Below are 14,768 nucleotides of genomic sequence, written 5' to 3'. Positions count from 1 at the left end.
CCAGCCAGTGCGTGTCGAAGACGACGATGGTGTCCACGCCCAGCTCGCGGCAGCGGCGCCCGATCTCGACGTGGCCGTCGATGGCGTCCTGGCGCGTGCCCTGGCGCGCGCCGGGCAGCTCGCTCAGGTACATGCTGGGCACGTGGGTGATCTTGGCGGCGAGTGCGAGCTTGCCCATGGTCAGGCCTCCCGCCGGGCCGCCCCAAGGGAGGCCTGCGCCCCCTCGGGGGGCAGCGAACACAGTGAGCGTGGGGGTCGTTTCATCAGGCCTCCCGCCGGGCCGCCCCAAGGGAGGCCTGTGCCCCCTCGGGGGGCAGCGAACACAGTGAGCGTGGGTCGTTCTTCACTTCAAGCCTTCAGCGCATCGCTGCGGAAGGGCATGCGCGTGACCCACTTGCCGGTGGCTGCGGCAATGGCATTGGCCACCGCCGGCGCCACAGGCGGCACGCCGGGCTCGCCGATGCCGGTGGGCTTTTCGGCAGAGGCGACGATGTGCACCTCCACCTTCGGCATTTCGTTGATGCGGATCGGGGCGTACTCACCAAAATTGCCCTGTTCCACCACGCCGTCCTTGAGGGTGATCTCCCCGTGCAGGGCCGCCGACAGGGCGAAGCCCACCGAGCCTTCCACCTGGGCCCGGACGTTATCCGGGTTGATGGCCATGCCGCAATCCACGGCGGCGACGATGCGATCCACCTTGATGCTGCCGTCCGCCGCCACCGTCACCTCGGCCACCTGGGCGACGAAGGAGTGGAAGGACTCATGCACCGCCACCCCGCGGCCGCGGCGCTCGCCCGGCTTGCCCTTGGCCAGGGGCGTGCCCCAGCCGGCCTTGTCCGCCGCCAGGCGGAGCACGGCGGAATGGCGGGGATGCTTTTCGAGCAGCTTGAGGCGCAGGGCTACCGGGTCCTGCTTCGCTTCGGCGGCCAGCCGGTCGAGGAAGGTCTCGGTGGAGTAGGCGGTGTGGGTCGAACCCACCGAGCGCCACCACAGCACCGGCACCGGGATGTCGGCCGGGGTGTGCAACTCGACCTGCAGGTTGGGGATGGCATAGGGCAGGTTGGCCGCCCCCTCCACCGACAGGTGATCGACCCCGTCCTTGATCATGAAGGCTTCGAAGGGCGAGCCCTTGGCGATGGATTGCCCCACCAGGCGGTGACGCCAGGCGCGGATGCTGCCGTCCGCATCCAGGGTGGCCTCCAGAGTGTGGTGGAACATGGGGCGGTAGTAGCCGGCTTTGGTGTCGTCCTCGCGCATCCACACCAGCTTGACCGGTGCCCGGGTGCCCGTGGTCTTGACGATGGACGCCGCTTCGCGGATGTAGTCCACCTGGGTGCTGGCCCGCCGGCCGAAGCTGCCACCGGCATACAGCATGTGGATGGTCACCTTGTCGGCAGGCAGCTCGAACATGGCGGCCAGGGTGCCCTGGTCGACGGTCTGGAACTGCTCGCCGTTCCACACTTCGAGGCCGTCCGCCGTGCGCTGGATGACACAGTTCATGGGCTCCATGGCGGCATGGGCCAGATAGGGGAAGTCGTAGCTGGCCTTGATGGTGCGGGTGCCGGCAGCGGCCAGTGCGGCGGGAGCGTCACCCTCCTTGCGGGCCACCAGGCCGGGGTTCTGGGCCAGGGCCTGGTAGAGGGCCTGCATCTCGGCGCTGCCCATCCTGAAGGCGGCGCTGTCGTCCCACTCGACGCTCAGGGCGTCACGGCCCTTTTTGGCGGTCCAGGTGTCGGTGGCCAGCACCGCAACGCCGGTGGGAATGGCCACCACATCCACCACGCCCTTGATGGCCTTGGCCTTGCGCGCGTCGAAGGACTTGAGTTTGCCGCCAAAGCGCGGCGCGTGGGCCACCACCGCCACCAGCATGCCGGGCAGGTGCACGTCCTGGGTGAATTGGGCGCTGCCGTTGGTCTTGGCGAAGCTGTCCTTGCGCGGGGCGCGCTTGCCGATGAGGCGGAAATCCTTCGGATCCTTGAGGCTGACGCTGGCCGGCACGGCTTCGGCCGCGGCGGCTTCCGCCAGCTCGCCGAAGCTAGCCTTGCGCTGGCTGGCGGCGTGGCTGAGCACCCCGTCGCGGACGGTGATCTCGGCAGCAGGCACGTTCCAGCGCTTGGCGGCGGCCGACACCAGCATGGCACGGGCGGTGGCGCCGGTCTGGCGCAGCTGGTCCCAGGAGTTGGCCATGGCGGTGCTGCCGCCGGTGCCCTGCATGGGGCCGAAGGCCAGGTTGTTGAAGCGCTTGGCGTCCGCCGGGGCGCCCTCCACCTTCACCTGGACCCAAGCGGCGTCGAGCTCTTCGGCGACGAGGGTCGCGAGGCCGGTGTAGGTGCCCTGGCCCATCTCCAGGTGCTTGGAGAGCACCGTCACGCTGTTGTCGGCGCCGATGCGCAGGAAGGGGGTCGGTTCAAAGGGTGCAGCGGCAGCCTGGGCCGCAGCGGCCCCGGCCTTGGCGGCGAAGGCCGGCAGGGACAGGCCGAGGGTCAGGCCGGCGGCGCCTTGCAGGAAGCCGCGACGGGAGAGGTTCTGGATGGGGTTGTTCATGATCGTCGGCTCCTTACGCCAGCGCCTTGGCGGCTTCGTGGATGGCCGCGCGGATGCGCACATAGGTGGCACAGCGGCACAGGTTGCCGGCCATGGCGGCGTCGATGTCGGCATCGGTGGGTTTCTTCTTGGTGGAGAGCAGATTCACGGCCGACATGATCTGGCCCGACTGGCAGTAGCCGCACTGCACCACGTCGAGCTTGCGCCAGGCCTCCTGCACGGCCTTGCCGACGCGGGTGGCATCAACCGCTTCGATGGTGGTGATCTTCTTGCCCGCCACATCGGCAACCGGGGTGATGCAGGAGCGGGTCGGCTGACCATTCACAAGCACGGTGCAGGCGCCGCACAGGCCGGCCCCGCAGCCATACTTGGTACCGGTGAGCAGGAGGGTATCGCGCAGGGTCCACAGCAGGGGAGTGTCGGCTTCGACGTCCGCCTTGTGGGCCTTGCCATTCACGTTGAGCTGGATCATGGTCAATCTCCGGGGGTCAATCCTGGGTTTCCTGGCCGGGCGCCACGGCGGGCGGTCCAGCCTTCATGCACGAAAATGTAGTCGATGAAGACCTTTTCGGCATTGCAGAATCCTGTGAGATTGTTGCCTGATCGTCCGATATGCATCGTCTCGGCGGCCGCCACCCCGGGCGCCTGCGCTATTCTCACGGCAGTCGCAGCACAGGAAGAAACCATGACTGAATCAGGTCTTTACCACGATACCGACCCATCGGGACTGGACGTTGCACGCCAGAAGCTCGCCCGGCTCATTGAACGATATTGCACCACCGAAGGGCCGAACCCCACCCCGATCCCGGGTCTTGACCTGTATCGCGCGTCCAGCACCAGCACCGCGATCTGCGCCATCTATCGCTCGGTGCTGGCGGTGGCCGCCCAGGGCAGCAAGCACCTGAGTCTGGGCGAAGAGACCTTCCAGTACGACAGCCGGCATTACCTGATTACCTCGGTGGACCTGCCGGTGATGGGACAGATCGTCGAAGCCTCGCCGGAGCGCCCCTACCTGTGCGCGGTATTCGAGATGGATGCCCGCCGGATCGCCGAACTGGCGGGCAGCGTGCCCTCCGACGGCCCGGCCTCGGCCGGCAGCCTGCTGGGGCTCGGGGTGAGCCCCCTGACCCCGCCGGTGATGGATGCGGTGCTGCGTCTGGTGGGGTTGCTGGAGACGCCACAAGACATCCCGGTGCTGGCCCCCCTTTACTGGCAGGCCCTGCTGTACCGCCTCCTCACCGGCGCCCAAGGCGCCCGCCTGCGCAGCATTGCGGCGGCCGACAGCCAGGGGCACCGCACGGCCCGGGCCATCGAATGGATCAAGGGCAACTTCGACCAGCCCCTGTCCATTGACGCGCTGGCGGAGACGGCCAACATGAGCAAGTCATCCCTGCACCATCACTTCAAGGCCCTGACGGCCATGAGCCCGCTGCAGTATCAGAAGCAGCTACGCCTGCAGGAGGCCCGCAAGATCATGCTCACCGAAGCCGTCGATGCCGCCACGGTGGCGCGCCGGGTGGGCTACGAGAGCCCGTCCCAGTTCAGCCGCGAATACCGCCGCCTGTTCGGCGCCCCGCCCCTGCGCGATGTGGCACGGATGCGCTGATCAGAGGTCGAATTCGCCGTCGTCGCAGGCTTCGGCGTAAGTCTTCCAGTCTTTGCGGAGCTGCTCCGCGCAATCCTGCGCGGCCCCCAGCAGGTCCTTGCGCCGGACGGCACCGGCGAAGCCGATGAGGGTGTCGGCGATGGCCGAGCCGTCACGCCCGCCGCTGCGCAACTGGGCCGATGCGACGATGGCCCCCATGTGGGCCAGTACCCCCTCCAGGGCGGCCACACCCGAATGGGCCGCGTCGAGGCTGACCCGGTCTTCGCTGGGCTGCAGGGCACGCAGCATGTACGAACGCTTGCGCCAGCGCAGGGGCTGCAGAAAGGCCATGGGCACGGCCTGCATGCGACGCTGGATGGCCACCACCCGCTCAGCCTCCGAGCGCCACACGGGCTGGGGTGTCGCGACACGCGGCAGGACGGCGGAGGGCAAGGCCTCCTTGAGGTCGAGCAATTCGTTGCCGTCCGGCGAGCCCTTGCCGCGAACGAGGATCACGTAGCGGTCCACCCCCAGGCTGCCGTTGCCGGCAATCCGCCGGGCAACGTCGAGCACCTCGAAGAAATCCGGGTCGGCGTGCGACCCGGCAAGCCCGCCAATCAGCGTCGCCACGTGCTCCCGCTGGGTGTCGGTGACCGGCAGGGCCTTGCCATTATCCAGGCGCAGTCGTCTGTGCTTGCCCTTGAGTTCGGTACGTCCGTCGAGAAAGGCCGGCCGGAGGCGGCCGTGCAGCCCGGCCAGCAGGCTGCGGATCAGGCCGTCCGCCGTATCCCGCTCCACCCAGCCGGCACGGCCGGCCGCGAGGGTGGCCAGATAGGCATCCAGGAAGGCGCTCCCCATGGCACGGGCCTCCTTCCGACCGACGCCCATGTCCGGGGCGGCCACCAGCACACTGCACAGGAAGCGCACCAGGTCGAGGGTGGCGGGTGCCAGCAGGGCTTCGTCGAAATCGTTCAGGTCGAAATACACCAGCCGGTTGTCGCCCTTGTAGCTGCCGAAATTCTGCAGGTGCAGATCGCCGCAGGACCACACCGGTGGTGCCTCATCGAACAGGGCATCGGCCGGGAGGCGTCGGTAGAACAGGTGGCAAGTACCGCGCAGGAAGACGAAGGGGCTGGCCCGCATGTTGCGGTACTTGAGGCGCAGGCGATCCGGATCGCGGCCGGCATTGAAGGCGAGAATCTCCTGGACGACGTCAAGCATGAAACGACCTCATGGTTTCGTGGATGGACAGGCTGTCCCTGCGCCCTCATCGGGCGGCCGGGCTCTGGCGCCTCCGCGGGCAGTCGCCCCCCGGCAGGCGGCGCCCCTCACATGATGTGCGCTTCCGGCGGAAACGCGGGTGCTTTGGCAAAAAAAGAGCCCCGCATTGAGCGGGGCCTGAATTGAGCGGCGCTCCTTACGGAAGGGCGCTCAAGGGGTTTCGATGTATTGCCGGGTGCTGCGGTTGGCGCTGGTGGGCTTGGCCAGGGGCGACTTGCTGCGCACGTACTGCAGGAAGGAGTCGGCGTAGTCCAAGAAGGTGTCTTCCCGCTGGGCGGCAGGAATGGCCTTCAGGGTGTCGTACTTGTCGCCACCGTCGGCGGTGAAGTTATTGGTGATCACCTTGTAGCTGGCGGCCGGATCGAGGGGCTTCCAGGTGCCGGTGCTGTCACGCAGTTCCAGGTTGCTGACGCGGCTGCCCTTGGCCTGGTTCATGTCCACCGAGAAGCGCAGGCCGCCGGTGTAGGGATAGGCGCCGGAGCCGGTGCCGTTGATCACCGAATCCACCCCGTCTTCCAAGGCCGACTTGACCTGGGCGCCGGTCATGACCAAGCGGTACAGGGTGTTCTTGAAGGGCAGCAGGGTATACACCTTGCCCACGGTGATATTGCCCGCGGGGACGTCAACCCGCACGCCGCCGGCGTTCTGCAGGCTGATGTCGGCGCCGCCGAAGCGTTGCCCCTGCTCCAGGAAGGCCTCGGCCACCAGTTGCTGGATGTCGCCACCCTGGGCCACCACGGTGGCGTCCAGGTTGCACACGTCACCCAGGGAAGAGCGGCTGGTGTCACGCTTGCTTCCGGGCACCCGGCGCAGGCACAGGTTCTCGGAGGCCGTGCCGGCCACCTGCAGGCCGAGGGCGTCCTTGGCCGCCTTGAAGGGTGCCAGGGCCGCAGTGGCAGCGGCATCAGGGGTAATGGTGAGGAACACACCCGAGGCATCGAGCTGGCTGCGGTAGGCGGCAGCGTCTGCGGTGGATGCGGCCGTGCTCCCGACCTTGTAGCTGTCACCCAACAGCACCTGGGGCTTGCCGCTGCAGGCAGTGACGTTGCCGCTGGCGTCAAACTTCACATCCAGGGCACCCACCACGTAGGAATACTGCCAGGCCTGGGCGATGCAGACCTTCCGACCGTCCTTGTCCACCGCCTGGGTGGGGTAGGCGCCCGACGGGGTGAGGCCGTAGTTCTTCATGCTGTCGGGGCCGAGCAGGGTGTGGGAGTCACCACCGATGATCACGTCGACGCCGGACAGCTTGGGGGCGATGGCCTTGTCGGCCGAATAGCCCAGGTGGGACATCAGGATGATCTTGTTGACGCCGCGCAGCTTGAGCTCGTCAATCACCGTCTGGGCGCTGCTGGCCTCGTCAAGGAAGCGGGTGCTGGCATCCGGGCGGGAGGCAAACTGGGTCTTGTCCTTCACGGTGAGGCCGACCACACCGATCTTCTCGCCGTCCTTCTCGATGATCTTGTAGGCGCCCATGCGGCTCGCCAGGGCCGTGCCGGCGGCGGGCTCGATGTTGGCCGACAGGACCGGTGTCTTGCAGGTGCCAGCGTGGAGGTAGTCGATGAACTTGACCAGGCCGGCATCCGCGCCATCGAACTCGTGGTTGCCGATGGTGAAGGCATCGAAGCAGACGGTGTTCATGAGGGTGGCGTCGGCCTGCCCCTCGCTCTGGGTGTAGTACAGGTCGCCAGTGATGGCGTCGCCGGCGTGCAGCTTGAGCACATTGCGGCCGGGAGTGGCGAGGGCTGCCATGGCAGCCGTGACCCGCGGGAAGCCGCCCAGTTCAACCGTGACCGAGCGGCTGGCACCGGCCGCATCCTTGAGGGTCAGGGCGGTGGTCTCCGCATCCAGATGGGAATGGTGGTCGTTGATGTGCAGGATCGTCAGATCCATGGCGCGGGAACCGCCATCCCCCCCGCCACCGCAGGCGGTCAGGGTGAGGGCACAGACGGAAAGGGCCAGCACGGTTCGGGAGCTTTGCAGGAGGGTCATCGCAGTCGCCGGGAGTTTGAATGCCCGACAGACTATTCCGCCCGCGTTAAACGCCGGTGAACGGCGGATGACAGGCGCGGGATACACGCCCCCGGATCAACGCGCGCGCTCAGACGCGCAGGCCGGCCCGGGTCATCAGCAGCAGGGCCTGGGCCCGGCTGGTCACCCCGAGGGCCCGCAGGATGGCCGACACGTGCACCTTGACCGTCCCCTCGGACAAGCCGAGGAACTCGGCGATGTCACGATTGGACTTGCCTTGGGCAACCAGCTCGAGCACCCGCCCCTGGGCGGCAGTAAGCTGGAAACGCTCTGCAAAAGCCATGCTGGCGCGGCGGTTGCGGTTGCCCCCGTCAGCGCCGCTGGCCGCCTCGGGCGTAAACACCCCCCCCGCGAGAATGGTGCGCACCGCTTCGATCAGGGTATTGCTGGGGCTGGCCTTGGACACAAAGCCGGAGGCGCCGGCCTTCATGGCACGCTGCACCGACTCCCGGTCATCCAGGGCCGACACCACCAGCGCCGGCACATCGGGAAAGCGCTTCGCCACCACCCCAAGCAGGGAAAAGCCGTTGATTTCGGGAAGCATCAGATCCACCACCAGCAGGTCACAGTCCGGGTCGGCCTCGAGCAGGGCCAAGGCGTCGGTGGCGTTGCTGGCCTGTTCGCACACCACCCCCTCGCCCACCTGCGCCAGGGTCAGGGCCATGGCCTCACGCACCAGGACGTGGTCTTCAATGATCAGGATTCGGGTTTGCATCATCGCGGCGTGTTCATGGAATTTAACCTGAATTGAATAGCCACTCAGTTTAGCCTACCCAGACCCGGGCAAAACGTAGAAAATCAGGCTCCCGGGCCGCTACGGCGCAAATCATGCCGACTCACCTCGCCACGCCACGCACCCTGATCCTCCGCCGCCTCGCCACACAGGCTTGCACGCTGCTCCTGACCCTGTCGACCCAGGCCCTGGCGGCAGCCCCCCCGGACGCCAGTGAAGCCACCTATCTGGCCGATCTTCCGGTGGTACTCTCGGCCACCCGCCTGCAGCAGGCCCGCGCCGACACGCCGGGATCCGTCACGGTGATCGATCGCCACATGATCCGTGCCGCCGGTGTCCGCGACATCCACGAACTCTTTATGCTGGTGCCCGGCTTCCAGGTCGGCATGCACACCGGCAACCGGCCCCTGGTCACCTACCACGGGCTCTCCGACGAAGCCCCCCGGCGCATGCTGGTGCAGGTGGATGGGCGCTCCGTGTATTCCCCCTACTTCATCGCCGGCGTCGAATGGAACCAGCTCGGTGTGGATATCGACGACATCGAGCGCATCGAAGTCTTCCGCGGCTCCAATTCGGCCGCCTACGGCAGCAACGCCTTTCTCGGAGTGGCCAACATCATCACCCGCGCGCCCTCGGAAACCCGCGGCACCAGTCTGCGCTACCGGGCGGGCGACGGTGGCGTGAACGATGTTGCCGTCCGCCACGGGCAGCGTATCGGTGACGTGGATCTGCGCCTCACCGCCGCCCGCAACCACGACAGCGGCTTTAACGCCATCAACGATTGGCGCAAGGCCGAACTGGCCACCCTGCGCGCCGACTGGGCGATCAATCACGATCACGTGCTGGAGTTCCAGGCAGGGTGGACGAACAATGACCTGGGCACGGGCAAGGACGACAACGCCACAGACCCGGAGCGCGCCTCCCGCATCACCACCAGCTTCGGCCTGCTGCGCTGGCGTCACGTGCCTGCGCCGGACGAGGAACTGAGCGTGACCTGGTATCACCAGGAGGAGAACGGCCGCGACCGCTATGCCCTGAGCGTTCCCGTTTCCTCCAGGCAATCCGGTCTGCCGGTGAGCATCGGCATTCCCTTCGATTTCGACTATGGCTTCCGGGCCGTCCGCGATGACCTGGAGATCCAGCGCGTCACCAGCCCCGCCGCCGGCCTGCGGGCGGTGCTTGGCGCCGGCATGCGCGAGGACCGGCTCGACGCGCCCCTGCGCTTCAATTCCAGCGAACGGGTGCGCAGCGGGGTGAATCGCGCCTTCGCCACCCTTGAATGGCGTGCCTCACCCCAATGGCTGTTCAACGCCGGCTTCATGGTCGAGGACAACTCCCTCACCGGAACTTCGCTGGCACCACGGGCCTCAGCCAATTATCATATGACGGAGAACCAGACCCTGCGCTTTGCCGTCAATCGTTCGTACCGGAGCCCGATCGCCTTCGAGCAGAAATCCAGCATGATCTTTTCCAATTCTGCTCCCGTCGTCACGCCCCTCCTGACGATTCCGGCGGGCACACCCATCTCCCAGACCTTCCGGCCCTCCCCGGGCCTGCGGGCCGAGCGCATCACGACCTACGAGATGGGTTACCTGGCTGAGCTGCGCCCACTCCACGCCAGTCTCGACGCCCGCCTGTTCCTCGAGCGGGCTCGCGACCTCATCGAAATGCGCCTCGAGAACTCTTCCGTGGGGCTCCTCCCCCGCAACAACACACGCTACTTCGCCAATAGCGGTGAAGCCGACATCCGCGGGCTGGAAGTGGTCGCAACGTGGCGGCCGACCACCGGAACATGGCTGTCCCTGCAACACACCGAGCTGCGCATCGACGGCCCCGGCAACCCGGCCACCGCGAGCGGCGCCCAACCCAGTGCCTGGGTAGCCAATTCTGCGCCCCGGCACAGTTCCGCGCTGTTCGGCGCCTGGGAATTCCACCCCCGCTGGCAGGTCAGCGTGGCCCGCCGCTGGGTGGGCGGCATGAGCTGGTACTCGGATGCCGCCCACCGGGTCGGCATGTATCGCCAGCTCGATGTGCAGTTGAGCCATCGTCTGCCGCCCGACCTCCTCCGGGGTGAAGTGTCGGTGACGGCACGCAACATCGATGGCGACGACGAGACCTTCGCCCCCGGGGCCTCCTGGTGGGGCAGCCGGATCTTCGGCACCCTTCAGGTCGAATTCTGAGCCGGATGGCACTTCTGCTGCGCGCACTCCTCGTTCTGGCGCTGGCGCTGGGCGGCCACCAGGCCCACGCGGGCCAGGCCTGTCTGGTCATGCCCGAGGAGGCCGGTGCTTTCAGCGAGGCCGCCGAGGCCATGGGCGCCGAACTGCGCAGCGCGGGCCATCGCGTGCAGACATTTCCCGGGCCCCTGCGGGCCGAGGACGCCGCCACGCTCAACGCCTGCGCCCTGATCATCACCCTTGGCGCACGCACGGCCCAGGGCATCGCCGCCCTTGCCCCCCGCAGCCTGATCCTGCACACCCTGCTGCCCCGTAGCACCTACGAACGCCTGCCCCTGCGACCCGAGGATGCGCGCCGGGTATCCGCGATCTTCATCGATCAACCGGCGTCCCGGCAGATCGAACTGCTGCGCATTGCCTTGCCCGAATGGCAGCGGGTGACACTGCTGGTCGGCCCCGAGAGCCTCGACATGGGGCAGCGCCTGCAGCTTGCCGCCCGTGATCGGCGCTTGCGCCCCGCCCTCGCCCAGATCAGCGACGAAAGCGAGCTTTACCCCACCCTCCAGCGCACACTCGGTGAGCCCGGCATTCTCCTGGCGGTGCCGGACTCCACCGTCTACAACAACCGCACCATCTCCAACATCCTGCTTACCGCCTACCACCAGCGCTCTCCGGTCGTCGGCTTCTCACCCGCCTATGTCAAGGCCGGTGCCCTGCTGGCCCTCTACAGCACCCCGGCACAGGTCGGCCAGCAGGCCGGCGAAGCCGGTCGCCTGGGGCTTGCCACCGGCACCCTGCCCCCGCCCGCCGCGCCGCGTCACTTCCGGATCAGCACCAACCCCTACGTGGCACGCTCTCTGGGCATACAGCTCGAGGATCCAGGCACTCTGCGCGAGCGCCTCGAACGCAGCGAGGCCGGACAATGATCATCCCCGACGACTGGGACATCCGCCCCCGCGCCGTCCTGATCGCGGCCCTGCCGACCATGGTGATGGCCCTGGTGCTGATCACCTACTTCACCTCATCACGGCTTTCCGACCTTGAGGATGCCCATGTGCAACGCGGCAAGGCCCTGGCCCGCCAGCTCGCCGCAGCCAGTGAATACGGGGTGTTCTCGGGCAATCTGGAGAGCCTGCGCAAACAGGCCAACGCCGTGCTGCAGGAGCGGGACGTGGTGCGGGTCGCCGTCTTCAGCCCCCTCCAGGAGGTACTCGCCGACAGCAGCAGGGCCCCCTTGGCCGGCGGCGCCCTACCCACCCGGGAACGCAGCCCTCCACTGACCTTTCGGGAGCAGGTGACCGGCCCCGGCATCACCCTGGACGACGCCTTCCTCGACACGGGCAGCACGCCCCCTGCTCCCCAGGTCCGCCATGGCGAAGTCCTGGTGGAAATCAGCCGCGACTCCCTCAGAGCCGAAGAAGCCCGCCTGCTGCGCAACGCCTTCCTGATGGTGGCTGCCGTACTAATCGCCAGTGTGGGCCTGGCCTTGCGCATGAGCCGCGGCATTGCCGGCCCCATCCAGCGCATCGCCTCCACGGTGGCGAGTTTCGGCCAGGGCAACCTGAGCGCAAGGGTGCCCGTCGAGGGCGGCAAGAGCCTGCGCGCCCTTGCCGAAGGGGTCAACGACATGGCCGACAAACTCAATGCGTCCCGGGAAGACCTGGAACGGCAGATCGAAGCAGCCACCCGCGAACTGATGCTGAAGAAGGAAGAGGCCGAACGGGGCAACCACGCGAAGACCCGCTTCCTGGCGGCGGCCAGCCACGACCTGCGCCAGCCCATGCATGCCCTTGGCCTCTTCGTGGCCGAGCTCGGACAAAAACAGCACGCCCCCGACACCCACCGGCTGGTGGAGCGCATTGCCGTATCGGCCGAGACGATGGAGAACCTCCTCGACAGCCTGCTCGACATCTCTCGTCTGGATGCCGGTGTGCTCGACCGCCAGATCAAGCCCTTTCCGCTTCAGCCCCTGTTCGAACGCATCGACGTGGACTACCGGCGGGAAGCGGAGCTTCACGGACAACGCCTGCGCCTGCGCCCCACCAATCTGTGGGTGGAAAGCGACCCACTTCTCCTCGAACGGATCCTCCACAACCTCATCAGCAACGCCCTGCGCTACGCCCCGGGCGGCACGGTGATGCTTGCCTGCCGCCAGCGCAACGGCAAGGCACGCATCGAGGTGCGCGACAACGGACCCGGCATCTCGCCGGACGCCCAGGAGGCCATCTTTCAGGAGTTCGTGCAGCTCGACAACCCGGAGCGTAACCGTGCCAAGGGGCTCGGCCTCGGTCTGGCCATCGTGCGCCGCCTGACCGACCTGCTGTCCCACCGGCTGGAACTTCGCTCCACCCCTGGCCACGGTGCGCTCTTCGCCCTGGAACTGCCCGTGGCACCGGCCGGCGTGCGCCCCGAAGGTAGCCCGCCGTCGCCTCCCCACTCCCTCCGCGGGCTGCACGTGCTGCTGGCGGACGACGATGAACTGGCCCTGGCCAGCACCACCGGCCTGCTCGAGTCGTGGGGATGTCGCGTCACCGCCATCGACACACCGGAAGCCCGACTGCCTACCCTCGACCGGCAGGACGTTCCGGACATGATCGTATGTGACTACCGGGTCGGCGGTACCCTCGACGGACTGGCCGTCATCCACAAGCTTCACGAGCATTTCGGGCGTCCGGTGCCGGCCATCATACTCAGCAGCGACACCTCGACAGCGGCCAGCGGCAATGCCCAGCGGGCCGGGATTTCCCTGCTCCACAAGCCCGTACGGCCGGCCCGGCTGCGTGCGCTGCTGCAACGCAAGACCCAAGCCTGATGCAGGGGGGAGACGCATCGGTTACTATCGAAACATCAACGACGCAGCATCAATGGCCAATCCATACAAAGGGGGGAACAATGAGCACCGAAAACAATGCACAGGATCCGATGGAATTCATGCGCAGCATGTGGAGCAAGATGGGTTTCAGCCTGCCCGGCATGGTCACCCCGACCCTTGACGTGGACGAACTCGACAAGCGCATCGCCGACATGAAGGCCGTGGAGAACTGGCTCAAGATGAATCTCAGCTCCCTGCAGATGGCCACCCAGGGTCTTGAAATGCAGCGCGCCACCATTGCCGCCATGCAGGCCATGAGCAAGATCGCTTCGGAAGGCGGTCGCAAGGAAGGGGACGAAGCCGCCCAGCCCAACCCCTTTGCCTCCGGCATGTGGCCCTGGAACCTGATGCAGAACGCCGCAGAACAGAGTGCAGCAGCGGCTGCTGCCGCAGCCCCGACGCCGGCAGCACCGACCAAGGGCAAGCCGAAAGAAAGCAAGTAGTCAGCCCCCCGGGCCGGGCGCCGGGTTTCAGAGGGTCTGAATAAATCTGCTGCGCGACCCGATTTCGCCCCTGCGATGCTCACCGTACCCTTGTACGGTTGCGCTTCTCGAGGCGAACTCGAACCGCTCGCTACGATTTCTTCACACCCTCTCAGGCGCCCCAGGCCGTCAGCAAGGCCAGCCAAGCGGTCAGCGTGACCGCTGCGGCCACCGTGGTGGCCGAAATCAGCCAGGCCACCCCCGGCCCGTCTCCCCCCATGCGCATGGCCAGGATGTAGGCCGACGACGCGGTCGGCAACGCGGCAAACAGCACCGCCGTGGCAAACGTCGTCCCACTGAGCCCCATCAGGCCGCCGAGCCACCAGGCAATGGCAGGCAGCGCCAGGAGCTTGACCGCACACAGGTAGGCCGCCCCGAGACGCCCCCCTTCGCTCCGGCCGCCCCTCAGGGCCGCCCCCACGGCGAGCAGGCCGAGGGTCACCGCTGCATCGGCCAGACGTTGCAGGAAGGACAGCACCGGCGCCGCCAAGTGCAGACCGGAGAAGCTGAAGGCCATGCCTGCAAGCGTAGCAATGATCAGGGGGTTGCGGACCAGCTCCCGCCCGAGGCGCCCCTGGCCGTGGTGAGCCAGAAAACCCACCGCTGCCATATTGGCGAAAGGCACCATCGCACCACACAGCGCCCCCATCGCCGCCACCCCCGCGGCGCCGCCAAACTTGCCTGCCACCGCGATACCGATATAGGTGTTGAAGCGATAGGCGCACTGCAGCCGCGAGGCGAAGGCCATCGCCCCCAGGCCCATCAGCGGCCGCCCCAGCAAACCCAACACCAAGCCGCTGCCCATGGTCAGCAAGCCCACGGCAAACAGGGGCGCGAAGGTGTGCAGGTCGATCTGCGCCCGTGCCAGCGCATTGAACAGCAGGGCGGGAAACAGCACGAAGTAGACCAGTTTCTCCACCCCCTGCCAGAAACCCTCCTCCAGCCCCGCGTGACGACGCAGCACCGCCCCGAGGGCGATCAGGGCGAAATCGGGCAGGAGGAGCAGGAAGCTCTGCATGACGAACGGGGCGGGCACAGCCATCGGGGACAGGCAGCGAGTGTG

General features: G+C 67.3%; 12 protein-coding genes. 5 read left to right on the top strand and 7 right to left on the bottom strand.

The window, feature by feature from the left end:
* From J0L98_RS21615 to J0L98_RS14180, 3 genes are all read right to left on the bottom strand, one after another.
* On the bottom strand, positions 1–178 hold a 178-nt coding region (locus tag J0L98_RS21615), incomplete at its 3' end, for a hypothetical protein (protein ID WP_365954813.1).
* A 170-nt stretch (positions 179–348) separates the two neighbouring features.
* On the bottom strand, positions 349–2,544 hold the full coding sequence (locus J0L98_RS14185; protein WP_296412424.1) for a xanthine dehydrogenase family protein molybdopterin-binding subunit: 2,196 nt from the start codon (positions 2,542–2,544) through the stop codon (positions 349–351).
* A gap of 13 nt (positions 2,545–2,557) precedes the next feature.
* Entirely contained in the window at positions 2,558–3,016 is a 459-nt protein-coding gene (locus J0L98_RS14180; protein WP_296412423.1) for a (2Fe-2S)-binding protein, read from the bottom strand.
* 213 nt (positions 3,017–3,229) lie between these two features.
* On the opposite strand from J0L98_RS14180, the gene J0L98_RS14175 reads away from it, so the two are divergent.
* Positions 3,230–4,150 carry an AraC family transcriptional regulator gene (locus J0L98_RS14175; protein WP_296412422.1) on the top strand — a complete coding sequence of 307 codons (921 nt, stop codon included), beginning with the start codon at positions 3,230–3,232 and terminating at the stop codon, positions 4,148–4,150.
* On the opposite strand, the gene J0L98_RS14170 is transcribed toward J0L98_RS14175, so the two are convergent.
* The 3 genes from J0L98_RS14170 to J0L98_RS14160 all read right to left on the bottom strand — a co-directional run bounded on the left by J0L98_RS14170 (position 4,151) and on the right by J0L98_RS14160 (position 8,159).
* Positions 4,151–5,350: a DUF2252 family protein gene (locus J0L98_RS14170; protein ID WP_296412421.1), complete on the bottom strand. Its 1,200-nt coding sequence runs from the start codon at positions 5,348–5,350 to the stop codon at positions 4,151–4,153.
* Positions 5,351–5,560: 210 nt separating this feature from the next.
* Positions 5,561–7,402 carry a 5'-nucleotidase C-terminal domain-containing protein gene (locus J0L98_RS14165; RefSeq protein WP_296412420.1) on the bottom strand — a complete coding sequence of 614 codons (1,842 nt, stop codon included), beginning with the start codon at positions 7,400–7,402 and terminating at the stop codon, positions 5,561–5,563.
* Positions 7,403–7,511: 109 nt separating this feature from the next.
* On the bottom strand, positions 7,512–8,159 hold the full coding sequence (locus J0L98_RS14160; protein ID WP_296412419.1) for a response regulator transcription factor: 648 nt from the start codon (positions 8,157–8,159) through the stop codon (positions 7,512–7,514).
* 110 nt (positions 8,160–8,269) lie between these two features.
* On the opposite strand from J0L98_RS14160, the gene J0L98_RS14155 reads away from it, so the two are divergent.
* From J0L98_RS14155 to J0L98_RS14140, 4 genes are all read left to right on the top strand, one after another.
* Positions 8,270–10,354 carry a TonB-dependent receptor gene (locus J0L98_RS14155; RefSeq protein ID WP_296412418.1) on the top strand — a complete coding sequence of 695 codons (2,085 nt, stop codon included), beginning with the start codon at positions 8,270–8,272 and terminating at the stop codon, positions 10,352–10,354.
* Between the two features lie 5 nt (positions 10,355–10,359).
* Positions 10,360–11,277: an ABC transporter substrate binding protein gene (locus J0L98_RS14150; protein ID WP_296412417.1), complete on the top strand. Its 918-nt coding sequence runs from the start codon at positions 10,360–10,362 to the stop codon at positions 11,275–11,277.
* Positions 11,274–13,163: an ATP-binding protein gene (locus J0L98_RS14145; protein WP_296412416.1), complete on the top strand. Its 1,890-nt coding sequence runs from the start codon at positions 11,274–11,276 to the stop codon at positions 13,161–13,163. The genes J0L98_RS14150 and J0L98_RS14145 overlap by 4 nt, the downstream gene beginning before the upstream one ends.
* An 80-nt stretch (positions 13,164–13,243) precedes the next feature.
* Positions 13,244–13,666 carry a PhaM family polyhydroxyalkanoate granule multifunctional regulatory protein gene (locus tag J0L98_RS14140; protein WP_296412415.1) on the top strand — a complete coding sequence of 141 codons (423 nt, stop codon included), beginning with the start codon at positions 13,244–13,246 and terminating at the stop codon, positions 13,664–13,666.
* Between the two features lie 151 nt (positions 13,667–13,817).
* On the opposite strand, the gene J0L98_RS14135 is transcribed toward J0L98_RS14140, so the two are convergent.
* The gene (locus tag J0L98_RS14135; RefSeq protein ID WP_296412414.1) at positions 13,818–14,747 is read right to left on the bottom strand and encodes an AEC family transporter; all 930 of its coding nucleotides are present in this window, start codon (positions 14,745–14,747) and stop codon (positions 13,818–13,820) included.
* Between the last annotated feature and the right edge of the window lie 21 nt (positions 14,748–14,768).

The organism is Zoogloea sp. (assembly GCF_017302315.1).
Lineage (GTDB): Bacteria > Pseudomonadota > Gammaproteobacteria > Burkholderiales > Rhodocyclaceae > Zoogloea.
Note: the sequence above shows the minus strand (reverse complement) of the source record. Positions and strands in the feature narration are given on the sequence as shown.